The 22,170-nt window shown below is 66.7% G+C and carries 21 protein-coding genes, 1 tRNA gene and 4 pseudogenes; 10 read left to right on the top strand and 16 right to left on the bottom strand.

Annotation, left to right across the window (positions count from 1 at the left end; all coding sequences use genetic code 11):
* Positions 1–30 precede the first annotated feature (30 nt).
* Positions 31–747 carry an RNA methyltransferase gene (locus tag JM664_RS13630; RefSeq protein WP_227420480.1) on the bottom strand — a complete coding sequence of 239 codons (717 nt, stop codon included), beginning with the start codon at positions 745–747 and terminating at the stop codon, positions 31–33.
* A gap of 116 nt (positions 748–863) precedes the next feature.
* On the opposite strand from JM664_RS13630, the gene JM664_RS13625 reads away from it, so the two are divergent.
* Positions 864–1,481, top strand: a complete 618-nt coding sequence (locus JM664_RS13625) for a thiamine phosphate synthase (protein WP_227420479.1) — start codon at positions 864–866, stop codon at positions 1,479–1,481.
* Here the strand turns inward: JM664_RS13625 and JM664_RS13620 are convergent.
* The 3 genes from JM664_RS13620 to JM664_RS13610 form a co-directional block, all read right to left on the bottom strand.
* Positions 1,453–2,295, bottom strand: coding sequence for a lysophospholipid acyltransferase family protein (locus JM664_RS13620; RefSeq protein WP_227420478.1), 843 nt, complete (start codon positions 2,293–2,295; stop codon positions 1,453–1,455). The two genes, JM664_RS13625 and JM664_RS13620, sit on opposite strands and share 29 nt — an antisense overlap.
* On the bottom strand, positions 2,292–3,062 hold the full coding sequence (locus JM664_RS13615; RefSeq protein WP_227420477.1) for a GNAT family N-acetyltransferase: 771 nt from the start codon (positions 3,060–3,062) through the stop codon (positions 2,292–2,294). Before JM664_RS13615 ends, JM664_RS13620 begins: the two co-directional genes overlap by 4 nt.
* Before the next feature lie 116 nt (positions 3,063–3,178).
* Positions 3,179–3,352: a DUF3553 domain-containing protein gene (locus JM664_RS13610; RefSeq protein ID WP_227420476.1), complete on the bottom strand. Its 174-nt coding sequence runs from the start codon at positions 3,350–3,352 to the stop codon at positions 3,179–3,181.
* 33 nt (positions 3,353–3,385) lie between these two features.
* Between JM664_RS13610 and JM664_RS13605 the strand changes: the two genes are divergently transcribed.
* A complete protein-coding gene (locus JM664_RS13605) occupies positions 3,386–3,979 on the top strand; it encodes a histidine phosphotransferase family protein (RefSeq protein WP_227420475.1) in 594 nt (197 codons plus the stop codon).
* Here JM664_RS13605 and JM664_RS13600 read toward each other — a convergent pair.
* The 7 genes from JM664_RS13600 to JM664_RS13570 form a co-directional block, all read right to left on the bottom strand.
* On the bottom strand, positions 3,976–5,241 hold the full coding sequence (locus tag JM664_RS13600; RefSeq protein WP_227420474.1) for a glutamate-5-semialdehyde dehydrogenase: 1,266 nt from the start codon (positions 5,239–5,241) through the stop codon (positions 3,976–3,978). The genes JM664_RS13605 and JM664_RS13600 overlap by 4 nt on opposite strands.
* Positions 5,238–6,344: a glutamate 5-kinase gene (gene proB / locus JM664_RS13595; RefSeq protein WP_227420473.1), complete on the bottom strand. Its 1,107-nt coding sequence runs from the start codon at positions 6,342–6,344 to the stop codon at positions 5,238–5,240. The genes JM664_RS13600 and proB overlap by 4 nt, the downstream gene beginning before the upstream one ends.
* Complete coding sequence (gene obgE, locus JM664_RS13590) at positions 6,332–7,372, bottom strand: GTPase ObgE (protein ID WP_227420472.1); 1,041 nt, start codon at positions 7,370–7,372, stop codon at positions 6,332–6,334. The genes proB and obgE overlap by 13 nt, the downstream gene beginning before the upstream one ends.
* Positions 7,373–7,421: 49 nt before the next feature.
* The gene (locus JM664_RS13585) at positions 7,422–7,964 is read right to left on the bottom strand and encodes a GNAT family N-acetyltransferase (protein WP_227420471.1); all 543 of its coding nucleotides are present in this window, start codon (positions 7,962–7,964) and stop codon (positions 7,422–7,424) included.
* Positions 7,965–8,065: 101 nt separating this feature from the next.
* Entirely contained in the window at positions 8,066–8,335 is a 270-nt protein-coding gene (rpmA, locus tag JM664_RS13580) for a 50S ribosomal protein L27 (RefSeq protein ID WP_227420470.1), read from the bottom strand.
* A gap of 6 nt (positions 8,336–8,341) precedes the next feature.
* Positions 8,342–8,968: a 50S ribosomal protein L21 gene (locus JM664_RS13575; RefSeq protein WP_227420469.1), complete on the bottom strand. Its 627-nt coding sequence runs from the start codon at positions 8,966–8,968 to the stop codon at positions 8,342–8,344.
* 169 nt (positions 8,969–9,137) lie between these two features.
* Positions 9,138–9,971, bottom strand: a complete 834-nt coding sequence (locus JM664_RS13570; protein ID WP_227420468.1) for a DUF2059 domain-containing protein — start codon at positions 9,969–9,971, stop codon at positions 9,138–9,140.
* 99 nt (positions 9,972–10,070) lie between these two features.
* Between JM664_RS13570 and JM664_RS13565 the strand changes: the two genes are divergently transcribed.
* Positions 10,071–10,160 (top strand) — tRNA-Ser (locus JM664_RS13565).
* 294 nt (positions 10,161–10,454) lie between these two features.
* On the opposite strand, the pseudogene JM664_RS13560 reads toward JM664_RS13565, so the two are convergent.
* A pseudogene (locus tag JM664_RS13560) lies at positions 10,455–11,018 on the bottom strand (restriction endonuclease); the annotation flags it as partial.
* A 135-nt stretch (positions 11,019–11,153) separates the two neighbouring features.
* Between JM664_RS13560 and JM664_RS13555 the strand changes: the two are divergent.
* Positions 11,154–12,851, top strand: coding sequence for a hypothetical protein (locus JM664_RS13555; RefSeq protein ID WP_227420466.1), 1,698 nt, complete (start codon positions 11,154–11,156; stop codon positions 12,849–12,851).
* Between the two features lie 226 nt (positions 12,852–13,077).
* On the opposite strand, the gene JM664_RS13550 is transcribed toward JM664_RS13555, so the two are convergent.
* Positions 13,078–14,244 carry a fumarylacetoacetate hydrolase family protein gene (locus JM664_RS13550; protein WP_227420465.1) on the bottom strand — a complete coding sequence of 389 codons (1,167 nt, stop codon included), beginning with the start codon at positions 14,242–14,244 and terminating at the stop codon, positions 13,078–13,080.
* Positions 14,245–14,816: 572 nt separating this feature from the next.
* Between JM664_RS13550 and JM664_RS13545 the strand changes: the two are divergent.
* The 3 genes and pseudogenes from JM664_RS13545 to JM664_RS18750 form a co-directional block, all read left to right on the top strand.
* A pseudogene (locus tag JM664_RS13545) lies at positions 14,817–15,674 on the top strand (DNA methylase); the annotation flags it as partial.
* Between the two features lie 269 nt (positions 15,675–15,943).
* A pseudogene (locus JM664_RS18755) lies at positions 15,944–16,132 on the top strand (phage terminase small subunit P27 family); the annotation flags it as partial.
* A gap of 67 nt (positions 16,133–16,199) precedes the next feature.
* Positions 16,200–16,463 carry a P27 family phage terminase small subunit gene (locus JM664_RS18750; protein WP_264465714.1) on the top strand — a complete coding sequence of 88 codons (264 nt, stop codon included), beginning with the start codon at positions 16,200–16,202 and terminating at the stop codon, positions 16,461–16,463.
* A 313-nt stretch (positions 16,464–16,776) separates the two neighbouring features.
* On the opposite strand, the gene JM664_RS13535 is transcribed toward JM664_RS18750, so the two are convergent.
* Entirely contained in the window at positions 16,777–17,925 is a 1,149-nt protein-coding gene (locus JM664_RS13535; protein ID WP_227420464.1) for an alpha/beta hydrolase, read from the bottom strand.
* Positions 17,926–18,227: 302 nt separating this feature from the next.
* Between JM664_RS13535 and JM664_RS13530 the strand changes: the two genes are divergently transcribed.
* On the top strand, positions 18,228–18,935 hold the full coding sequence (locus tag JM664_RS13530) for a recombinase family protein (protein ID WP_227420463.1): 708 nt from the start codon (positions 18,228–18,230) through the stop codon (positions 18,933–18,935).
* A 423-nt stretch (positions 18,936–19,358) separates the two neighbouring features.
* Here JM664_RS13530 and JM664_RS13525 read toward each other — a convergent pair whose 3' ends face one another.
* Positions 19,359–20,057: a winged helix-turn-helix transcriptional regulator gene (locus tag JM664_RS13525; protein WP_227420462.1), complete on the bottom strand. Its 699-nt coding sequence runs from the start codon at positions 20,055–20,057 to the stop codon at positions 19,359–19,361.
* A gap of 160 nt (positions 20,058–20,217) precedes the next feature.
* On the opposite strand from JM664_RS13525, the gene JM664_RS13520 reads away from it, so the two are divergent.
* Positions 20,218–20,775, top strand: coding sequence for a hypothetical protein (locus JM664_RS13520; RefSeq protein ID WP_227420461.1), 558 nt, complete (start codon positions 20,218–20,220; stop codon positions 20,773–20,775).
* A gap of 372 nt (positions 20,776–21,147) precedes the next feature.
* On the opposite strand, the pseudogene JM664_RS13515 reads toward JM664_RS13520, so the two are convergent.
* Positions 21,148–21,663 (bottom strand): annotated as a pseudogene (locus tag JM664_RS13515) (MFS transporter); the annotation flags it as partial.
* Between the two features lie 41 nt (positions 21,664–21,704).
* On the opposite strand from JM664_RS13515, the gene JM664_RS13510 reads away from it, so the two are divergent.
* Positions 21,705–21,974, top strand: coding sequence for a hypothetical protein (locus tag JM664_RS13510; RefSeq protein WP_227420460.1), 270 nt, complete (start codon positions 21,705–21,707; stop codon positions 21,972–21,974).
* The last annotated feature ends 196 nt before the right edge of the window (positions 21,975–22,170 follow it).

The raw sequence follows: 22,170 nt of genomic DNA, 5'->3' as shown, positions 1-22,170 counted from the left end.
ACCCTATGGGAGCGGGAAGACGCCTTCAAGTCAGCCGTCGCGCCGCCGGACCAGTTGCCGCAGCATTCCGTGAAAGATCTGCACATCGCCGTGCGTGAGCGAGAGGCGGTTCCAGAGGTTGCGCAGGTTGAGGCGCATGGGGCCGGCCTTGGCCTCGGGGAAGAAGAACCCGGCCTCCGTCAGCCGCTCCTCGTAGTGATCCGCAAGCGCCGTGATCTCCCGTCGAGTCGCGGACTCGGCGGCCTCGGCGGGCGCGACCGGGGCTCCGGCGCGGCGCCACTCATAGGCCATCAGGAGTACGCACTGCGCGAGGTTCAGCGACGGGAATGCGGGGTCCACCGGCACCGTGACCACGGCCGAGGCGAGCGCGACGTCCTCGTTCTCGAGCCCCGCACGCTCGGGGCCGAACAGCACCGCAACCTTCTGCCCCTCGCCAATCCGGCGGCGCGCCAGCTGCATCGCGGCCTCGGGCGTCAGCACGTCCTTGACGAGGCCACGCGGCCGCGCCGTCGTCGCCAGAACGAGATGCCGGTCCGCAAGCGCCGCCGGCAGGTCATCGTGCAGGCTCGCCGCGTCCAGGAGGCGCCCCGCGCCACTCGCCATCGCCACCGCTCGCGGATTCGGCCAGCCATCGCGCGGCGCGACGACGCGCATCTGCTCCAGGCCGAAATTGGCCATCGCTCGAGCGGCCGCACCGACGTTCTCGCCCATCTGCGGGCGCACGAGGACGAAGGCGGGCTGGGACATTGGCACCTCGGGGAACGGACGCGCCCGGGACTAGGGCCGCGGCCGCGGGACCGCAAGCATCCCTTTGCGGCGGCCTCGCGCAGCGGTTATAGCCAGCCTCGCACCGGGGAGCAGCCATGGCCGATACGCAGACGCCCAGGATTTATCTTGTGACGCCGCCGGAGATCGACGCGGAGGTGTTTCCTGACACGCTCGCGGCCGTGCTGGACCGCGTCCCGGTGGAGTGCCTGAGGCTCGACCTCGCCACGACGGACGAGGACCGCATCGCACGCGCGGCGGACGCGGTGCGCGAGGTGGCGCACCGGCGGGACGTGGCGGTGGTGGTCGCCGCGCATGTGGGCCTCGTGGAGCGGCTCGGTCTCGACGGGGTGCACCTGCTCGACGGCGCGCGGTCGGTGCGGAAGGTTCGCAAGGCGCTGGGCGGCGACCGGATCGTTGGCGCCTTCTGCGGGCACTCGCGCCACGACGGGATGAGCGCCGGCGAGGCGGGCGCGGACTATGTCTCGTTCGGGCCGGTGCGCCAGAGCCAGCTCGGCGACGGCTCGTTCGCCGAACCGGAGCTCTTCGCTTGGTGGTCCGAGATGATCGAGATCCCGGTTGTGGCCGAGGGCGTCAACCTCCCGTCGCTCGAGGCGCTGATGCAGGTGACGGACTTCGTGGTGCCGGACACGGAGTGCTGGCGCGCAAACGATCCCGCCGATGCGTTCAGACGGATTCTCGAGCCCCTTCTCTGAGCCGCTCGAGGGCGTGGCGCACCTCCTCCTCGCAGCGGCGCGCCAGTTCCTTGCGGTTCGGATGGTTTATAACCCGGATCGGCTCGAGATACGCCACCGTCACAAGCCCCTGGCGCCGAGCTGCCAGCACCCTGAGGAAGTGCGGCGCGAAGTCCATGCCGCCCCACCAGCCGTAGAAGCGCGGATCCTCTCCGGGCGGCGCGCGATAGAAGATCGCTACAGGCTGCACCACGAGGTCTGGCATGCCGGGCGCGAAGAGAGCGTCGAAGAGCGACGTCCTGAACCGCAAGACTCGCATGCCGTCGGTCGAGGTCCCCTCGGGGAAGAAAAGGAGGCGCTGCCCGGCGGCGATGCGGCGCGAAATCATGTCGCGCTGGAGCGGCGCAGCGCGCGCCTGCCGCTCGATGAAGACGGTGTCGGTGGCGCGGGCGAGCCAGCCGATGCCGGGCCACGTGCCGACCTCCGACTTCGACACGAACCGGAGCCGCTGGCCCGCATTCAGCGCGAAGATGTCGAGCCAAGAGCCGTGGTTGGCCACCACTACCGCCCGCTGCGCCACCGGCTGGCCGATCGTGTGTCGTGGCAGGCCGATTATCCGGAGGGCCATCCTGCAGACCGTCCGGGTGATCGACGGCGTAACGGGTCTGCGCCCGTCGTAGAGCGGCCACTCGACCAGCCGCACCACCAACAGCAGACCGAGGCCGCCGAACATGACCGTCGCCAGCGCCGCGCACCGGAGCGTCGCCCTGATCCAGGCGAGCCCGCGGATCGGGCGGACAGGCGGCTCGTCCTCGGACCGCCAGACGTAGTTCAAGCCGATCCTCGGGCGTAGAGGTTGTGCCCGCGGCCGCTCAACCGCTCGGTGTCCATCACCAAACAGACGTCCACCGTGTTGAACTGCCGATCGATGAAGGCGCCCCAGCCGACGTGGCCACCGAGCCGGAGGTAGGCCTTGATGAGCGCGGGCGTCGCGACCATCGCTCGGCGCCGGTCGATCTTCTCCGGCGGCATCAGGTCCATCCGCTGCGGCATTCGCGAGCGCACCCGCAGCTCGGGCGGCGCCAGGTGCGCGAGGTGGAGCTGCGCAAGCGGCATGGCCAGTGCTTCGACGTCAATGCCGGGGAAGCTGGCGACGCCGAAGAGGATCTCGCTCCCGTGGCGGGTGACATAATCGGCGAGCCCCTTCCAGAGCTGGAACATCGCACCGCCCCCGCGATAGTTCGGGTGCAGGCAAGATCGCCCGAGTTCCAGCAGCGAGCGACCGCTCTGCCGCAGAGGCGCCAGGTCGTACTCCGTCTCAGAATAGAACCTGCCGTTCGGTGCCAGCTGGTCGTCGCGCAGCAGGCGATAGACGCCGACGACGTGGTCGAGCCCACTCGGATCCCGCGCCGCGTCGACCAGCACGAGGTGGTCGCAGACCTCGTCGAAGGCATCGCGCTCTAGCCGGCGCTTGTGATCCACCATCGGGCCGTCGCCGCCCATCTCCTCAACGAAGACCTCGTAGCGCAAGCGCTGCGCCGCCCGCAGGTCACGCTCGTCCGCCGCGAGTCGTAGCGTCAGGTCATTGTCGATCGTACGCATCCGGTCGCCGCCCTCCGAGGCGCCAGTGTCTAGGCGGCAGCAACGTACGGTGCAAGCTCATGCCTCGTTTGACACAACGGGGGGTTGTGTTACGGTCCCGGCGCCGTGTCTGGAAATCAGGGATCGAAAATCGGTATGAGATCAATGCGTTCGCCGTCAATCACGACCTTGCCGCAATGTTCGAAGTTGACAGTGATCCGGCCGCGGATGTTCGACTGCACCTGCCCGGTGCCCCAGTCGTCGCGCGAGGGGTGGCGGACGAGCATGCCGGGCTCGAGCAGCGAGTTCATGTCAGTCAAGGCAGCCTCCGGATCGGCACGGCGATGAGCAAGCACGACCTGAACGCGCTCCTCGGGTCGCGCATCTGTCACGACCTTATCAGCCCGCTTGGCGCGATCGGCAACGGCGTCGAGCTTCTGAACATGTCGTCGCCCGCGACCATGCCCGAAGTCGCGCTGATCTCCGAGAGCGTCGAGAATGCCAACGCACGCATCCGCTTCTTCCGTATAGCTTTCGGAGTGGCGAACCCGGACCAGCGGCTCGGAAACTCCGAGGTCGGGCTTGTGCTGAGGGACGTCTACAAGACGTCGCGCATCAAGGTGGACTGGCAGGTCGAGCGGGACGGGCGGCGCGAGGAGGTCAAGCTTGTATTCCTGCTGCTGCTCTGCTTCGAGACGGCGTTGCCTTGGGGCGGCCGCGTGACCGTGCGGCACGACGACGGCATCTGGAACGTTGCCGGCACCGCCGAACGCCTCTCCTTGAACGATCGGATGTGGCAGCTTCTGGATAACCCCGATGCCGCGGTCGAGCTGACCTCGGCCAACGTCCACTTCGCCCTGGCGCCGGAGACCGCGCAGAAGATCGGTCGCAAGCTGCGAACCGAGACGGGCGAGAAGTCGATCGGCGTCTCGTTCTAGGTTCGAACCGTCCCTTCGCCCTCGACCAGATAGCGGAACGTCGTAAGCTGCTCGGCGCCGACCGGGCCGCGCGCGTGCATCTTTCCGGTCGAGATCCCGATCTCGGCGCCCATGCCGAACTCACCGCCGTCCGCAAATTGAGTGGAGGCGTTGCGCATCAGGATCGCGCTGTCGAGCCGGGCGAAGAAGCGCTCCGCCGCCGAGTCGTCGTCGGTCAGGATGCAGTCGGTATGGGCGCTGCCGTAGCGGCGAATGTGGGCGATGGCCGCGTCGACGTCGTCGACGACGCGCGCCGCGATGATCTTGTCGAGGAATTCGCGTCCCCAATCATCTGCCCCCGCCGGAACCGTGCCTTCGATCTTCTGCAGGGTCTCGTCCGCGCGCACCTCGACGCCCGCGTCAAGTAGCGCCCGCACCAGACCTTCCCCCAGCGTGTCGGCCGCGTCGCGGTGGATCAGCAGACACTCCGCCGCGCCGCAGATGCCCGTGCGCCGCGTCTTGGCGTTCAGCACCACCCGCAGCGCCTTTTCGGGATCAGCGACCGCATCGACATAGATGTGAACGATGCCTTCGAGGTGCGCGAAGACAGGCACCCGCGCCTCGCGCTGGACGAGGCCGACGAGCTGCTTGCCGCCGCGCGGCACGATCACGTCGATCGTCTCCGTCATCGTCAGCATCTCGCTCACCGCCGCCCGGTCGCGCGTCGGGACGAGCTGGATCGCCGTCTCAGGCAGTTCGACCCTGCGCAGGCCCTCGACGAGACAAGCATGAATCGCGGCCGAGGAATGGAAGCTCTCGGAGCCGCCGCGCAGGATCACCGCGTTGCCTGCCTTGAGGCAGAGCGCCCCGGCGTCGGCCGTCACGTTCGGCCGGCTCTCGTAGATCACGCCGATCACGCCGAGCGGCTGCGAGACGCGGCGGATGCGCAGGCCATTCGGCCGCGTCCAGTCGGCCAGTACGCGACCCACAGGATCGTCCTGCGCCGCCACGGCGCGAAGCCCGCCCTCGATACCGCGGATGCGCGACCCGTCCAGCATCAGGCGGTCGATCATCGCGTCCGACAGGCCCTTCTCGCGCCCGAATTCCAGATCCCTGGCATTGGCGGTCAAGATCTCGTCCCGCCGTTCCGAGATGGAGGCCGCCGCCGCCTCGAGCGCGGCGCGCCGGGTTGCCGCGTCCGCCACGGCCAGCTCGGCCGCCGCCTCGCGCGCCTGCGATCCAATGGCCCTCATCATCGCGTGGATGTCGTCCATGTCCTTCATAGCACCATGTCGTCCCTGTGGATGAGCGCCGCCCGTCCCGGATACCCTAGCGTCGCGGCAATGTCACCGGAGCGCCGGCCGCGGATTAGCCGCGCCTCCTCGGCCGTATAGCGCGAGAGGCCCTGCCCCAACCGCGCACCGCTCTCGTCCAGTATCGAGACCGGCTCACCACGGCCGAACTCGCCCGAGACCTCGGTCACGCCCGCGGGCAGCAGCGACCGCCCCTGCCGCAGCGCTCCGGCGGCACCGGCGTCGACGCGGACTGCGCCGGACGGCTTCATCGCCGCGATCCACCGCTTGCGCGCCGCGTGGGGATCGGTCTCGGCCAAGAACCATGTCGCAGGCGCGCCATTCTCCAGCGCCGAGAGCGGGCGCGCCACCGATCCCTCGGTTATGGCCATGGTGCAGCCGGCCGCCACGGCGGTCTTGGCCGCCATCAGCTTGGTCCGCATGCCGCCCTTGGAAAGGCCTGTTCCCGCATCGCCTGCCATGGCCTCGATCTCGGGCGTGATCCGATCGATCCGGTCGAGCCGACGCGCGGTCGGGTCGCTCCGCGGATCGGCGGTGTAGAAGCCATCGACGTCGCTGAGCAGCACCAGCCGGTCGGCCACGACAGTCGCGGCGACCTGTGCGGCCAGTCGGTCGTTGTCACCATACCGTATCTCGTCGGTGGCGACGGTGTCGTTCTCATTCACAATCGGCACGACACCGAGCCTCAGCAGATGCTGGAGCGTTGCGCGGGAGTTAAGGTAGCGGCGTCGGTTGGCGCTGTCCTCCAAGGTGACCAGCACCTGCCCGGTGATGATGCCGTGCGGCGCCAGCACCTCCTCGTAGGCGCGCGCCAGGCGGATCTGCCCGACCGCGGCCGCCGCCTGGCTCTGCTCCAGCGTCAGCGGACCCTGCGGCAGCGCCAGGACCTGCCGCCCGAGCGCAATGGAGCCCGAAGAGACCAACACCACGTCCACGCCCAAACCGCGCAGCCAGGCCACGTCCTCGGCCAGATCGCGCAGCCATGCCGCGCGGAGCGCTCCCGCCCGGCTGTCGACGAGCAGGGCCGATCCGATCTTGACGACGACCCGGCGCGCGTCGGTTAGGGACGCCACGGCTCGCTCTCCTGCACGCCCACGGCCTTCTGGCGCAGGCGGTCGCCGTCGATCCGGGCGCGGAGCGCGCGCAGCACTTCCGTCAGCCCCTCTCGGCTCACCCCTGACATTGCGAAAACCTCGTCGCCCACCGCCTCGCGCAGTTCCGCCAAGCGTTCGGCCCGCGTCTCGTCGTCGAGCGCGTCGACCTTGTTCAGCGCCGTCACGCGCGGCTTGTCGGCGAGCGCACCGCCATATGCCTCCAGCTCCGCCAGCACCGTCTCCCGGTCCGCCACAACGTCCTCCGACGTGCCGTCGATCAGGTGCAGCAGGACGGAGCAGCGCTCAACGTGGCCAAGGAACCGGTCGCCGATACCGCGGCCTTCGGACGCGCCCTCGATCAGACCGGGGATATCGGCGACCACGAACTCCACGTTGTCGACACCGACCACGCCAAGATTGGGGTGCAGCGTCGTGAACGGATAGTCCGCGATCTTTGGCCGCGCGTTCGACACCGCCGCGAGAAAGGTCGACTTGCCAGCGTTCGGCAGCCCCAGCAGCCCCACGTCTGCAATGAGCTTCAGTCGCAACCAGAGGGCGCGCTCGACCCCCTCCTGCCCCGGATTGGCGCGCCGCGGCGCCTGGTTCGTCGAGGTCTTGAAGCGCAGGTTGCCCCACCCGCCGTTGCCGCCCTTGGCCAGCAGCACCCGATCGCCGGGGCGGGCGAGGTCGGCGACGACCGTCTCCTCGTCCTCCTCCAGGATCTCGGTACCCACCGGGACGCGCAACACGATGTCGTCGCCGTCTTTCCCGGTGCGCTGGCGGCCCATGCCACCCTGCCCGTTTCGCGCGAAGAAGTGCTGCTGATAGCGAAAGTCGATGAGGGTGTTCAGCCCTTCGACCGCCTCGGCCCACACGTCGCCGCCGCGCCCGCCGTCGCCGCCGTCAGGGCCGCCGAACTCGACGAACTTCTCGCGCCGGAAGCTCATCGCCCCGGCGCCACCCGAGCCCGAGCGGATGTATACTTTCGCGAGATCGAGGAACTTCATCGTGCCGCTCCGCCCAAGGCCCTCGCACTAGAGGATCGGGCGGGCGGCATCAAGCGCGCTGCATGCGTCTCGAATAGGTCCAGGTCGGCACGGTCGCCCGGCGCGCCACGGAATAGGTCTCGGCGTCGCCCAGATAGTCGAAGCCGCAGTTCGTGAGCACTCGCGCCGAGCCGGGATTGTCCTGGAACACCTCCGCGAACAGCGTGTCGACCTCGTGCGGATTCGCCTCCACCATCGCCGAGACCGCCTCTGATGCGATGCCGGTGTTCCAGAGCGCCGGTGCGACCCAGTACCCGACCTCGGACTGTCTGCGATCCAACCGCTTGAGCGAGACCACGCCCAGCACTTCGTCCCGGCCGATCGCGGTGCCATCGATCGCCCAGACGTCCTCGCTGCGATCCGGAGCCGTCGCCCGCGCCAGGTATGCCTCTGTCTGGCCCGGCGGCAGCGGGTGCGGAATGCGCGAAGTCATCCGCGCGAGACGCTCGTCGGACGCGTAGAGCCCGATCAGTCCGGCGTCCGAGCGACGGAGCGGCCGCAACTTGAACCGCTCCGCCTCGATGACCGGCTGCTCCAGGACGGCATCTTTCATGACTTCATCCTCCCGGCGGCGGCACAGGAACCGGTGGCCGCAAAATGCGACGGGGACCGGCCTTCCGCCGGTCCCCTATCTCACGTTCGTTATGAGGCGGTTTATTCGGCGGCTTCGGCGGCTGGCACCACGTGGATGAAGGTGCGTCCCTTCAGGCCCTTGGCGAAGGTCACATGACCCTCCTCCGTCGCGAAGATGGTGTGGTCACGACCGAGGCCCGTGCCGCTGCCCGGCCACCACTTGGTGCCGCGCTGACGCACGATGATGTTGCCCGGAATCACGGCCTCGCCGCCGAACTTCTTGACGCCCAGCCTGCGGCCGGCGCTGTCGCGGCCGTTGCGTGACGAGCCGCCCGCTTTCTTGTGTGCCATGAGCCGTTACTCCTCTTCAGAGGCGAAGTTCTTCGCCTGCTCGATCCAGTTGTCGCGCGCGATGCGGCCCTTGAACGAGAGCTTGTCGTCCATGTAGGCGACCTCCTCGTCGGACCAGGCGGCGATCTGATCGAAGTGATAGACGCCATTCTCGTGCAGCAGCTTCTCGAGCTTCGGGCCGACGCCTTCGATCTTCTTCAGGTCGTCGGGCTGGCCGCCGCGTGCCTCGCTCAGCAGGTTCGCAGGCTCGGAACCCTTCGGCGCTTCCGCCGCCGTGGGCTCGGCCTTCCGGGTCTTCTTCGCCGCACCCGACGACTTGCCGTCGGTGAGGATGTCCGTCACGCGGAGCAGCGTCAGCTGCTGACGGTGCCCCTTGGTGCGCTGCGACGAGTGCTTCCGGCGGCGCTTGACATAGTGGATGACCTTCTCGCCCTTGATCTGGTCAATAACTTCGGCCTGGACCGAGGCGCCCTGCACAAGCGGCGTGCCGAGAATCGTGTTCTCGCCGCCCACCATCAGGATCTCCTGGAAATTCACCGTCTCGCCGGCCTGTGCCGCCAGCTTCTCGACCCGCAGCACGTCGCCCGACTGGACCCTGTACTGCTTGCCGCCGGTCTTGAGGACCGCAAACATCTGCATCTTCCTTCGTCTACCGCGTCCTTCGGCCCCCGTCGCGGCGGGCGTTCTCGGCATTTGCCACCTGGGACAGCGCGCCCCTCGCGGAGCGAATGTTGTCACTCCGGCCGGACTTCGGCCCGCCGGAATGCGGGCTTATCGAAGAGACGTCCGCGCCTGTCAAGCCTCAGATGTCCCGACCCGCCATGAAGCGGGCCACGCCCTCGCCAAGCGCCCGGGCGATATCGGTCAGCGCCGGCTCGAAGGCCGTGAAGAAGGCAGTGTTCAAAGCCTGACCCTGAGGCGAGCGCGAGATCTCGATGTATTCGCGGATTTCCTCGTCGGAGAGAGGCGTGAAGGCCATGGAGAGCTGCGCCACCAGCCACCGCCGGTTGTCGGCGCGGATGGCGTCCTCCTGCGTCCACGTTTCCGCAAGCGCGTCGGCGGCGGTCATGCTGCCCTCAAACGCCTCGCCATCGACCAGACCGAGGTTGAAGGCATAGCTGTAGGTCAGGGCCGCTGCGACGTTCGCCTCGACCAGATCGTTGACCTCGATGAACTCCTCGATCAGCGCGCTCCGTTCCGGATCGGCGGAAGCCTGTGCATCGGCCATCTCGTAGGCCGCCTCCTCGACCTCCTCGTCCAGGAACGCGACCCGCGCCTCGAGCTCGTTCTCCACGATGCGCTGTCCGAGGTCGCTGCCGTAGAAGGCTTCGAGATCGTCGCTGCCGGCCGCGTCCAGCGCGCTGGCGAACATCGGCCGGATCTGCCGGATCAAACGCTCCGGATCGTACTGCTCCGCAACGAAGGCATCCCACGACGGTCCGCCGCCGCCCTCGAAGAGCTGCTCGGCGAGATCGTCACCGTAGGCCTGCCCCTCCTCCGCCATTATCGCTGCAAGCTCGTCGAGCCGCAGCATCTCCCATAGCGCCGACCCATCGGCCCGCGCCATGCCTGCAGCGGGCAGGATCATGATCAGCGCAACGCTCAGCGCCGCGAGCAGGCGTGCAACATTTCTCATGTCCGCACACCTATCACGCTCCGTGGCAGGGGGAAGGGCCGGAGGATTTCTCCCTTGCATGGCCCTGGCGCGCGCATTATTGGACCCGCGACCCTTCGCGGAGAGGTGCCGGAGTGGTCGAACGGGACGGTTTCGAAAACCGTTGAGGGGGCAACCCCTCCCAGGGTTCGAATCCCTGTCTCTCCGCCACTTGCACCCGCGAAAGCGTTCTCCCGATCCGGCTGCGGCCGGATTTTCTCGTTGTTTTAGAGGGTTATGCAGGAGGGGCTTAGCACTGGCCCCGGCGCCAGAAGGCCCGGAAGCGGTCTCCCAGGGTCGATATTCTCCGGACCTCTCGACTGCCCGATTTTGGTGTAGAGCCTGTAAGCCTCAGAAAATAAGGGAACAGATCGAAGGCTGACCTGAACACTTCGATGCTAGTGGCGCCATCGAGATGGAACCGGGATCGAACAACTCTGTCGCGCTTTGGCTGAAACGCCAGCTCTATTCTGCAGGCTCGACGACGGCAGCGTGCCTCGCGATGATGTCCTGCACCTCGCCCGGCTTGAACGCGACATCCCAAGCCCAGCGTCCGAAACCGCCTGCTGCGTTGATCGCCTTCACCCATTCGTTCAGCGCGTCCCGCTTCGCCTTGTTCTGAGGGCTGTCGGTACCCTTGATCTCGAGCGCGAGGATGGTGCCGCCAGCAAGGCGGACCAGGATATCCGGGACGTATCGCCGCCGGGAGCCCGCCCACATGTAATAGATCTGAAAGCCCAGGTGATCGTTCTTCGCATATGAGAGAACGTCATCGCGCTTCTCGAAGACGTTGGCCGCGTGGCCCTCCCAGGCAGAATCTCCCACCAGATGGCTGATGTGCGATTTGGTCGTCGGGAAGCACGGCTTGGTCGTGTACCAGGTGCGCATCAACCCGGTTGCACCGATCGGGTTTTCCTCGTCGAACACTGGCGTCAGGCGTTCCGTGTTCTGCTCGGTCACATTGCTCAGCCCATGCTGGACCACGAGATCGATGTTGAGCGCGATCAGTATCCGCCGCCGAAGCGGATCGCCGCGACGCTGATCCGCAACGCCGAGCGCGACATTCGCCGCGACCTTGCCCGGCAATGGACGGAAGCGGGTCTGGCTGCAGCCCTCGACGAGGACCAGCAGCGCCCGGAGCCGATGTGCCGCGACACCGATGCGGTGGACATCGCCATTGAAGCCGGGATCGAGGTGCAATCGTCGGTCTGCCGCGACCGGACCGGGCAGACCTGCCGGTTCTTCGAGGGCTGTCCTAAGCAGGAGAACCTGCGCGAGGTGGCGGCGGCCGCCGTGGTGGTCGCAACCTACGACGCGCTCTTCACCGGCTTCTCCGGCAACACCGACGACGTCGGCCTCGTCATCGTCGACGAGGGCTGCTGGCAGCGCGCCGAGCAGGAGCATGTGCCGATCCCGCTCGACACACTGACGCTTCTGGCAGGGTCGCTGCGGCCGCGCGCGGGCTCCGATCCGATGGCGGACATGGCCGACCTCCACGATCTGCGGACGACGCTCCAATCAGCCCTCTCGTCCTGCGAAGGGCCGGTGCCGCGCAAGTCCCTGCTCTCGGCCGGTCTGACTGCAGAGGCGTGCCGGCTCGCGGCGAGGCTGGAGGAGCGGCTGGTCCGGAACCCGAAGCTGAGGCCGGGAATGACGCCGTCGCTGCGGAAGATGTCGCGGCGCGTCGCCTCGACCAATTCCCGCGCTCGGAGCTTCGTCGCGCTCTGGATCGCGCTGGCCGACCTCCTCGCGAGCGGCGCAGAGCGCGACGGGCGGGTCTGCGTCGAGATGGCGGGGAACGCGCGCCATGTCCTGGTTCGGGGTGTGAAGCGCGTCCATACCTCCCTGGCCGGCAAGCCGGTGCTGCATCTCGACGCGACGCTGCGGCCGGAGCTTGCGCGCACGATCCTGCCGCGCCTCCGGACTGGGGAAGTGGAGGCGGCCGCGCCGAACATGCACCTCACGCTGGTCACCAGCAGCTTCGGCAAGGGCATGCTCTGCCCGACGCCGGGGCTCGCGCAAGCCGAGGCCCGACGGCGCGGCAACCGCCGACGGGAGTGCGTCGACTATGTCCGGTGGCAGGCGGCCAAGGTGGCGCCGGGCAAGGTGCTGGTGGTGACCTACAAGAGCATCGAGGCGGCCTTCGCCGGCATCCCCAACGTCTCCGTGGCCCACTTCAACGCCATCGCCGGGCTCGACGCCTACCGCGAGGTGCGGTCCCTGATCGTCATAGGCCGGCCGCTGCCGTCTGACGCCGATCTGCTGTCCCCGACCGCCGCGCTGCTGGCCCACGCGTCTGAGGGCAGCTACCGCAAGGTGACCCGCGGCGTCAGGATGCGCGACGGCACCAGCCGAGCGGTCGAGGTGGTCGAGCACGGCGATCCGAAGGCCGAACTGCTGCGGGCGGCGATCTGCGACGACGAGCTGATCCAGGCGATCGGCCGCGGGCGCGGGGTGAACCGTACTGCAGAAAACCCGCTCGACGTCCATGTCCTTGCCGACGTCGCGCTGCCGCTGGTGCACGACCGGGTGGTGCAGTGGGACGGAGCAAGGCCCGACATCGTGCAGCGGATGCTGCTGGCAGGTGTGGCAGTGGACAGTCCGGCGGATGCGGCATGTCTTCACCCGGACCTTTTCGACAATCCGAACCAGGCGCGGCTGTCCCTCGTGCGAGCGGGATTTGGCGGTCAAAACCCTATAAGGGGTACTCATAGGGAAATGACCGTTAAATCGGCTGCATATCGAAGGGGTGGCCGCGGCCGCTCGTGGCAGCGCGTGTGGTGGTTCGCCGCGTCCGCTGCAGAGGTGCGCCAGCGCCTGGAGGCGGCCCTAGACCACCTCGCGGAGTGGCGCTGTGACTAGAATAGGGTCCAGGCGTGTCCGGCGCCCTGCTGGAGCGGACATCCAGCCCGCTCACTCTGGTGAAACTGCAGGTCCTCTTGAGAGATGCTGCGCCGTCATCCAGCGGCAGGAAAGCCGACAGATCGGCCATCCGAATCTGCCAGCCGCCTCGCTCGCCAGAAGCAAGAGACGCCGCCGAGCCAGCGCTCGTCGGCGCCTTTCGTTTCACCACCTCAGTGAGCTACGTCTACTGATCCCGGTATTCTCTTGTCGGCGTCAGCTGCGCCCCCGAAAGATCGTCCGGCACACTGGTCTCCTCGACCACCGGGTGGGTCAGCGTGCCGATACCCTCGATGCTGGCCTGGATGGTCTCACCGTCGACCAGGTAGCCGGAACCGGTGGCGCGCTGTACCCGTCCAGCGCCGGTACCGCCCGAAGTGCCGCTCTGCAGCACATCACCGGGGAAAACCGTCATGATCGACGAGGCATACTCGATCAGCTCGGGGATATTGTGGATCATGTCCCCGGCGCGGGCTTCCTGCACGGTGACGCCGTCCACCACGGTGGTCTGATGCAGTCGCTCCATCGGGTCGCCGAAAAATTCCTTTGGCACGATCCACGGACCGTGCGGTGCGAAGGTGTCATGTCCCTTGCCCACGAACCAATCAGAACGCTGATCCCAGCCCCCCGGCGGACGACCGCCACGGTCCGAGATGTCCATCGCGACCATGTACCCGAACACGTGGTCATAGGCGCGTGCGGCCGAGACGTATTTGCCGGTCCGCCCGAATACGATGGCCATCTCGACTTCGTATTCGATCTCGTCGCGACCATAAGGCATGATGATCTCGTCGCCGTCGCCAATGACAACTCCGCGGGTAGGCTTGAGAAAGAGGTAAGGCACGCCGCGATTTTCCTGCCGCTCGCGAGTTTGTGCCGCGAGTTCTTCTTCAGTGCAGCCTTCGCAGGCGTGAGAGTAGAAATTCACGGCCGCGTTCATGATCTTGCTGGGATACTGGATTGGAGCCATGATATCCACGGAATCGACTGGATGTATGTAATCCGGCGGACTGTCGGCGCTCAGCTGGTCCTCCTCAACCATCCAGTTGACGATCTCGTAGACACGGTTTTTCGCGCCGTATTCGTACTGTTCGATGAATGCCAACATGTCGTCCGGGAGGTCCATCTCCGCATATTCCGGTTCAAGCTCCAGCGCCTGGTTCGCGGCCGACAGATCTACAATAAGAGAATCACCTCGCATCACGAGACCGACCGTCTCCACGCCGTCGATGACGAACGTGCCAACCTTGAACGGCTCGGCGGATTCCATGGCCTGGGAAAAGACGTGGGTCGGAGCGGCACATACGGGAAGGGCCGCCATCAGCCCTATTCGCAACAAACTCATTCGCATCATTCTCTCCTCCTCGCAGAGCACTCCGATGTAGCCTTTTAGCGAGTGCATTATCTATGTTGATATGCGCGGCAGTCTCGCCGCCCTCGAAAGCGTACGGAGGTAGGTGCCGCGCGCAAAGGAAAATTACTGGCGGACAACCAATACTAATATGATATTTCTATTAAGTGGGTCTGGGTTTGGAAAACTTAGAGGTGGATCGTCTGGATGCGCCGCATCGCCTGAACATCCCCGTTTTGACGCTCCGGACAATCTCAAGGGGCGACGACCGCAAGCCATGGTCTCTTGCTTCATGCTTACCGGCGGCACCGTCGTGAAGTCTTTTGGACCGCAGCTTCATCCCGCAGACCGAACATGTCCTCCGATCCCGCTGGCGGCAGCACGGCGCAGAAGGCGGCCGTCGCGCCCAACCGGTGCATGACAGAAAGGTTCAGGACTTCCGGCCCCAAGCGATCGCCTCACCAGCGGTGTATCGACAATCGGCGTCGTAGCGCCTCGTGGTCGAGCGGAAGAACCAGGCGAAGAGAAGCAGGACTGCTGATCCGGCGGCGCTTGCCTCGGGCCACGGCCTCACCATCGAGCACCGGCCGATCGACAAGCTCATCCCCTACGCCCGCAACGCCCGCACCCACTCGGAGGCGCAGGTCGCGCTGATCGCGAGCTCGATCCGGGAATACGGGTTCACCAACCCGGTGCTGGTCGACGGCGAGGACGGCATCATCGCCGGCCACGGGCGGGTGCTGGCGGCGCGGCAGCTGGGGCTCGCGACGGTGCCGGTGATAGAGCTGGCGCACCTGACGCCGGCGCAGAAGCAGGCGTATATCCTCGCCGACAACCGTCTCGCCCTGCAGGCCGGGTGGGACCCGGAGCTGCTGGCACTGGAGCTGGGCGAGCTGGAGGACCTCGGCGTCGATCTAACCTCGCTCGGCTTCGAGACGGGAGAGATCGACGCGCTGCTCAGGAGCGACGCGCCCGACCCGCGCGAGGAGGAGACGCCGGAGGCGCCGGCGAACCCAGTCTCGCGCCCTGGGGACCTCTGGCGGCTCGGCGCGCACCGGCTCCTTTGCGGCGACGCCACCAGCGGCGAGGACGTGGCTCGGGTGCTGGGCGAGGTTAGTCCGCATCTCCTGGTCAGCGATCCGCCCTACGGCGTGAACTACGACCCGGGCTGGCGCAACCGTGCCGGCGCCTCGGAGACGAAGCGGACGGGCAAGGTGCTGAACGACGACCGGGCGGATTGGCGTGCGGCTTGGGCGCTGTTCCCCGGCGAGGTGGCCTATGTCTGGCATGGCGCCCTGCACGCCACCACAGTCGCCGAGAGCCTCGCGGCCTGCGGCTTCGAGATCCGCAGCCAGATCGTCTGGGCGAAGGAGCGGCTGGTGCTCTCCCGCGGCGACTACCACTGGCAGCACGAGCCGTGCTGGTACGCGGTCACGTCGCCAACGGGCTGCTGCAGAAGGCGCGCTCCGGCGACACCACCTCGTCGATCTTCTACCTCAAGACGCAGGCCGGATGGCGCGAGACCGAGCGGCTGGAGCACTCCGGACCGGGGGTCCCATCGAGACCGCGGACGCGGGAGACCAGCTGGAAGCATTCCTCGGCCGGCTGCACCGGCGGATGCGGGAGGCGGGACACCCGCTCATCGAGGCCAACGCCCATTTCTCCAGTCTCGAACTCGCGGAAGCTCCCGGGGGCGACGACGATGCGGGGTAGGAAGCCGCAGCCGACGGCGATCCCGCGCGCCAACGGCAACCCCGGCAAGCGCGCCTACAACCACGCGGAGCCGCAGCCGCCGAAGGATCTGCCGGACTGTCCGCCGCACCTGTCGGAGGTCGCCCGCGCCGAGTGGGCCCGGGTGGCGGAGACGCTGCACGACATCGGCGTCTTGACCTCCATCGACCGCGCCGCGCTCGCCGCCTACTGCCAGGCCTACGGCCGCTGGGGAGGCGGAGGAAAAGATGAAGGAGACGCCGGTGATGCTGAAGACGCCCTCGGGCTACGTGCAGCAGTCGCCTTGGCTCTCGGTGGCGAACAAGCAGCTGGAGTTGATGGGGCGGTTCATGACGGAGCTCGGCATGACTCCCGCGGCGCGGTCGCGGGTGCAGGTTTCGGAAGCGGCGGCGCACGAGCCGGTGACGATCGTGCGGCTGATATTCTCCAGCCCAGGCGATCAAGAGGGTGATGTCGTCGACGGCACCGCGTCGGCGGTCCTGCGCGCATGAGGCGAGGCCCTGTTCTGCGACTACCGGTCCCAGGAGAGATCTCAGCGCTGTACCGCTCTCTCGTGGCAGCCTGACGCCAAGGGCCGGCAGAAGCTCCTCCAGATCGTCCTCCAGCCGCTTCAGCTGTGAGCGTGCGACTGCCCGTCACTCGTCCAGATCGTACGCTCCTGAGAGCTGCTGACAGCCGCCAGGACGCGCGGGGCGCGGCTAACTGGTCGCATCGGTGCCGCGCATCAGAGCGGGAAGGACAGGGCGCCGCGCCGCTCAAGGACGCCGGGCGACGTGGTCGCCGCCCGACCATGTTGCCGAATCGTCAGTTCAGAACCCCGACGTCACCATTCTCCCCGACATGGAAAGCCCCCGACGACTCGCCCTGATACGTGCCGTCACGCAGCCACTCGATTGATGCATCATGGAGTGCATGACGCTGCTTTTCCCACAGCATGAAGTGCGACGCGCAGTCGACGAGGACGAAAACCTTCTCGGGGGAGCCTGCCTGTTCATAGCTTTCGCGCCTCGTTTCGGGGACGTCGAATTCGCCTGCAATCACGAGGAGCGGCGCCTGGAGCGCCGCGGCCATGTCCGGCGTCCAGACGGCGTTCGTCCGGACCGGACCACGGACGTAGCCTGGCTGCCCCTCTGGCCCCCACGTCGCTCCGATTGGGTCCCAGGTCATGCTGGCCTCCCAATACGCGTCCAATGCGCCTTCCTCGACCTGTCCCTCGCACTGCGTGTCCTCGGCCCAGCTCTCTCCGAAGCCCTGCTTATCGCGGAGCGTCGTCGTGAAACCCTCTTCGGGACTGTCTACCGGTTGCCGCTCTGCATTCGGGGCGCTTGGTGCGAAAAGAAAGAGGCGGTTAACCTTGTCGGGGTTCTGAGAGGTGTATCCGCCCGCGCGCGGTCCTCCCGCGGACCAGCCGATCATGCTCAGGGAGTCCGCCCCGGTTTCGTCCAGAATGTGGTCGACAACGGTACCTATCTCTTCCCACTCGCCGCGGATCGTATTGAAGTTTGTCGGGTGGTGGGCGCTGCATGTCGCCTCTAGGACGTTGCCGACGAGCAAACTGTCCTGCAGTTCGGGGTCGACGTTGCAGGGGTCGTCCATGAATGGACGGGCCGAACCGCCGTAGCCGGTTTGATCCATCGCCCAGACGTCGAAGCCTTCTTGCGCTAAGGCTTCCATCCAGCTGTAGTCACTGAAATCGAGATCATATCCGGCTGCTACCGGCGTCGTTCCGCCGTGGATAAAAAGAACGACTCGATTTTCTTCGGCGACTTCACCTGCAGGATTGGCAGCCGTGACGTGGCGGACATACAGCGGCAGCGTCATGCCGACATGACCGCCCACCGTCGGCGTATGGGCGACGAATAGATCGTCTTTCGTAAACTCCTGCGCAGAAAGGCTCGAAACCCCCAGCAAGACAAGCACAAGTGCCCCGCCCGAAAAAGTGTGCAGCTTCATTTCTGATCCTCCCGTCCTCACCGTCGAGAACGGAAGCCATATATCATGCGCGGAATGACTCGCGAAGCGGAAGGCGCGCATCGAGACTTTGATGAACGAAATATCCTATGATACCATTATTTCAGCGAGCGATCCTGTGCCGGCGCGCGTTTGAGTGGTCGTTGCTCACTCTGGCATCAACAGGGCGGAGCGAGCGCCGATGTGCGTAAGCCAAGCAAACCTCTGATTTGAGTACGCGAGTTCCCGCATTCGAGGTACAGAACTGCGCAACGAACGTTTGGCAGGTCTGTACGGGGGGCGGCATGGGCGCGACGTCGGCATTATCGCAGCGGTTCGTGGCCTACGAGCGGGTCTCGACGAAGCGGCAGGGGGCTAGCGGGCTCGGGCTTGAGGCGCAGCGGAAGGCGATCGACGATCTAGTCGCATCGAGGGGCGCCGAGGTCATCGCGCGCTTCACCGAGGTGGAGAGCGGGAAGCGCGCCGACCGGCCGGAGCTGGCGAAGGCACTGCATCTCGCGAAGGTCACCGGCGCGGTGCTGCTTATCGCCAAGCTCGATCGGCTGAGCCGGAACGCGGCGTTCCTGCTGACGCTGAGGGACAGTAGCGTCCGCTTCGTCGCCGCTGACATGCCAGAGGCCAACGACCTGACGGTCGGGATCATGGCGCTGGTGGCCGAGCAGGAGCGGGAGGCGATCTCCCGGCGCACGCGGGAGGCGCTAGCGGCGGCCAGGGCGCGCGGGGTGCGGCTGGGCAACCCGAACGGCGCCGCGGCTGTCAGGCGGGCTGGACGGGGCGGTGCGCCGCTCAGGGAGGCGGTCGCGCGGAATGCCAACCAGCACGCCGAGGACCTGCGGGCGGTGGTCGAGGACGTCCGTGGGGGCGGAGCAAGCAGCCTGCGGGCAATGGCGGCGGAGCTGAACGCGCGCGGCATCCTCACCGGACGCGGCGGGCGATGGCACGTCTCAACGGTGATGAACCTGCTCAAGCGCCTGTACGCAACCGGAGCTTGAATGCGGCGCGTTCGGCAACCCCCCCGCGCGCCTTAATCGACTTGGGGCAACCCAACGGGGGCAGCTTTGCCGAGATTCTGTTCAAAAATTCGGAGGCGCTCCAGCGCAGTTCAAGTGTAGATCATCGTTCTCATTGGACGGTGCTTGTCGCCGCTGAAAAGACCAATTGATCGTTGCTGAGGAACAATCTCCAGGTGCTTGGACCTCCGGCGGCCGATCTCCGAGTTTTTCGACAGAGTCCCGACGCAGCCGACCTTCGCTGCGCCTGCAACACGCCCTGCCACGCTCACAGGGCATCCGCCAACGTCGGTGAGGACCGGGCCTTCGGCGGCTAGGCCAGGGTCAAGTCAGCGGGACATTTCGGCAGTTCGCCCTGATGCGCCTGCCCGGGAGAAGCTGACATGATGTGTGATCCGCCGTCGCTCAGCCGACGCGCTTCTCTTGGCTCGCGAAGGGACTGAGGCCGAGCCAGTCCTGCATCGCCCGCGCGAGCCCGGGGTCGCCGGTGAGGGCCAGCCGGCCCCGATCCGCCTCCTTGCGGACGGTGGTCAGGCCCATCCAGATCGCCGTCATGCACCTGAGATCGGTCTCGACATCGAGGTCGACGTCGAAGCCCGGTTCGATCGAGCACAAGTCGACCTCGGCTTCCGGCTCGACGATCAGCCACCAGTGCCGCCGCTCCTCCGGCTGGTCAGGATACCGGAATGCGATGACCGTCTTGATCTCTGGCATCGGCGTCGGGTCGAGATTGCGCCGCATGTCCCACATCAGCAGGCCCGGATCGAGGTTGCCGAGGCTCGGCTCCGCCTCGACCCACTTCTGGCCCCACATGCCGACGGCTTCGACCACCGGGGCAAGATCCCGCCCCGGTTCGGTCAGCTCGTAGCCGAGATGCGCAGGCTCGCCCTCGATCGGCGCGCGGCGGACGATGCCGGCCGCCTCGAGCTCGCCGAGGCGCTTGGACAGCAGCGTCGGCGACATCCGTGGAACGCCGCGCCGCAGATCGTTGAAGCGGGTCGATCCGGCGACAAGCTCACGCACCAGGACCATCGTCCAGCGGGTGCAGAGCACTTCGGCAGCCATCGCGACGGGACAGAACTGGCGGTAGCGATCCTTGGCCATGAGAATTCCGGAGGCTGTGCGCGCCCGAAATCGTAAGGGCGCGCGGTCGCCATTGTCGACCCCGTGGTACAGTTCATTGACTGGAAGGCCCGCCCGGCGATCTGCGACTCTCGGCACGCGGTCGCAGATCGGCCGAACGCAACGCGCAAGGAGGACGACCATGACACGAATGGCGACAACCTGCACGATCGTCACCGCGGGTCTTGTGATGGCGGGCACCGCCGTCGCGCAATCGGATCAGGCGATGATCGACGAGGCGCTCAGCGCGGCGCCACCGCAGCTTCGGGATGAAGTCGTCGTACGCGCCCTCGACGGAACGCTTTTGCGCGAGGGAGACGAGACCTTCACCTGCATGCCGGCGCCCGAGGCCTTCGCTGGTCCCATGTGCCTTGACCAAGCCTGGATGGGCTGGTTCGAGGCCTACCAGAACCAGGAAGACTTCACGCCGGACCGGATTGGCATCGCCTACATGCTCGCAGGAGATTCGTCCGGCGGCGGCGCCAGCAACATCGAACCCTACGCCCAGGGTCCGTCACCAGAGAACAACTGGGTCGTCGAGGGGCCGCACGTCATGATCATCGTTCCAGACGACTCGATCTTGGACGGCCTGCCGGTCACGCCAGACACCGACGGACCGTATGTGATGTATCCGGATACACCCTACGCTCATATCATGCTGCCGGTCGACGAGCGTCCCGAGCAGCGGCCGCTTCAATGACGGTTCTCTCGATGGCCCTGCCGCCAAGGCGGCGGGGCCGCTCCCCGCATCTGCCGCTTTCCGATGCCGCGCAACATCGGTCGAAGAGGGCTCCTCAGTGCCTTTCGCCGTTTGGAGCTATCGCGTTCGACACGTGGAACGATGCGATGCTGTGCCTGCGAAGGCGGAGACTGGCCGAACGTCCGGTGTTCGCGGGAAGCGGTCCCGTGGCCTCTAGCGCCCCGGCCCGCTCTTTCGAACCGGAGAGGTGCTGTCGGCTTCCGGAAAGCCACTTCCTCGATGCTCAACAGGGCGAGGCGTCATCGTAAAGCTCCGCCACACGAAGGCCATAGGGAGAAACCCTGGCAGTCGCGCTGCGGTATGGACCCGGGATCAAGAACGAGCCTCGGCCTCGCGGCCGGCCTCGGCGTTTTCCGCCGCCCAGCTGCCGGCTGCCTCTACCGCCACCGGGGAGACCGTGGGCAGGACGCCCAGGTAGCTCTCGGTTTGCTCCACCGACACGGCCGCGCGCTTCGTCATGCGGTAAAGGGCGTAGACCGCAATCGCGCCGAAGGTCGCGCAGAGCACCAGCCAGAACGCGAAGGGGCCCAACTGCTCCATGGCCCAACCGGTGGCGAGCGGGCCGAGAATAGCGCCGAACCCGAAGGTGAACACGAGGCCGCCGGACGCCGCCGCCATGTCCTCGACCGAGAGGTAATCATTGGTGTAGGCGAGAAACAGCGCGTAGAGCGGTGTGGTCACACCGCCGGCGAAGAACGCCGCCGCCATCAGCGGCCAGAGATCGCCTCCCGTGATCCACCCGAACACGCAGGACGCCGCACCGAGGACGGACGCGCCGAAGATCAGCGTGCGTCGGTCAATCCGGTCAGAGAGCCAGCCGATCGGGTATGCGCCGGGCCGGGGCCGTGTGCCTCTCGGCGTGTCCCTATATGCTTGCGGGCGGAGTCGAGCGGCGCGTAAGCAGGGCTGCGGCCATCGGCGTTCACCAGCACTACTTTGGTCAGAATGTGGTCCTGCCCGCGTTCCTCGCGGTGAGCGACGTGCAGGCGGGACAGGCGGAAGTCATGGACTTCCTCGACGAGATGGGCGTCAGCCCGCTTCTCATGATCCCGGCCATGACGACCGCGCCCGACGACATCTACATCCTGCTGGAGAGTGAATTGGAGGATTTTGCGCTCGCCACCGAGGTGTTCGATTAGTTGGCTCGGGGACCTGACGCGAGCCTCGCGCGTCCGACGGCAATAGAGGTCGTACTGGCTCCTGAGACACTGATCACTCCCAGACGACGCTGATCAAGGAAGGTCTGATTGTCGCTGAATGAACTGGCCCCCGTTTCGACCGGACCCCCAGGCATAGCCATGGAGGCTTAGGCATATGCCTGAGCACGTGCTCATG

It is taken from the genome of Roseitranquillus sediminis (assembly GCF_016918935.1).
Classification (GTDB): Bacteria; Pseudomonadota; Alphaproteobacteria; order Rhodobacterales; family Rhodobacteraceae; genus Roseitranquillus; species Roseitranquillus sediminis.
Note: the sequence above shows the minus strand (reverse complement) of the source record. Positions and strands in the feature narration are given on the sequence as shown.

What these genes read in the sequence shown, in the direction of transcription:
- JM664_RS13630 (WP_227420480.1), bottom strand. Translation starts at nt 747, where the DNA reads ATGTCCCAGCCCGCCTTCGTCCTCGTGCGCCCGCAGATGGGCGAGAAC.
- JM664_RS13625 (WP_227420479.1), top strand. Translation starts at nt 864, where the DNA reads ATGGCCGATACGCAGACGCCCAGGATTTATCTTGTGACGCCGCCGGAG.
- JM664_RS13615 (WP_227420477.1), bottom strand. Translation starts at nt 3,062, where the DNA reads ATGCGTACGATCGACAATGACCTGACGCTACGACTCGCGGCGGACGAG.
- JM664_RS13610 (WP_227420476.1), bottom strand. Translation starts at nt 3,352, where the DNA reads ATGAACTCGCTGCTCGAGCCCGGCATGCTCGTCCGCCACCCCTCGCGC.
- JM664_RS13605 (WP_227420475.1), top strand. Translation starts at nt 3,386, where the DNA reads ATGAGCAAGCACGACCTGAACGCGCTCCTCGGGTCGCGCATCTGTCAC.
- JM664_RS13600 (WP_227420474.1), bottom strand. Translation starts at nt 5,241, where the DNA reads ATGAAGGACATGGACGACATCCACGCGATGATGAGGGCCATTGGATCG.
- obgE (WP_227420472.1), bottom strand. Translation starts at nt 7,372, where the DNA reads ATGAAGTTCCTCGATCTCGCGAAAGTATACATCCGCTCGGGCTCGGGT.
- JM664_RS13585 (WP_227420471.1), bottom strand. Translation starts at nt 7,964, where the DNA reads ATGAAAGATGCCGTCCTGGAGCAGCCGGTCATCGAGGCGGAGCGGTTC.
- rpmA (WP_227420470.1), bottom strand. Translation starts at nt 8,335, where the DNA reads ATGGCACACAAGAAAGCGGGCGGCTCGTCACGCAACGGCCGCGACAGC.
- JM664_RS13575 (WP_227420469.1), bottom strand. Translation starts at nt 8,968, where the DNA reads ATGTTTGCGGTCCTCAAGACCGGCGGCAAGCAGTACAGGGTCCAGTCG.
- JM664_RS13570 (WP_227420468.1), bottom strand. Translation starts at nt 9,971, where the DNA reads ATGAGAAATGTTGCACGCCTGCTCGCGGCGCTGAGCGTTGCGCTGATC.
- JM664_RS13550 (WP_227420465.1), bottom strand. Translation starts at nt 14,244, where the DNA reads ATGATGCGAATGAGTTTGTTGCGAATAGGGCTGATGGCGGCCCTTCCC.
- JM664_RS18750 (WP_264465714.1), top strand. Translation starts at nt 16,200, where the DNA reads ATGAAGGAGACGCCGGTGATGCTGAAGACGCCCTCGGGCTACGTGCAG.
- JM664_RS13535 (WP_227420464.1), bottom strand. Translation starts at nt 17,925, where the DNA reads ATGAAGCTGCACACTTTTTCGGGCGGGGCACTTGTGCTTGTCTTGCTG.
- JM664_RS13530 (WP_227420463.1), top strand. Translation starts at nt 18,228, where the DNA reads ATGGGCGCGACGTCGGCATTATCGCAGCGGTTCGTGGCCTACGAGCGG.
- JM664_RS13525 (WP_227420462.1), bottom strand. Translation starts at nt 20,057, where the DNA reads ATGGCCAAGGATCGCTACCGCCAGTTCTGTCCCGTCGCGATGGCTGCC.
- JM664_RS13520 (WP_227420461.1), top strand. Translation starts at nt 20,218, where the DNA reads ATGACACGAATGGCGACAACCTGCACGATCGTCACCGCGGGTCTTGTG.
- JM664_RS13510 (WP_227420460.1), top strand. Translation starts at nt 21,705, where the DNA reads ATGCTTGCGGGCGGAGTCGAGCGGCGCGTAAGCAGGGCTGCGGCCATC.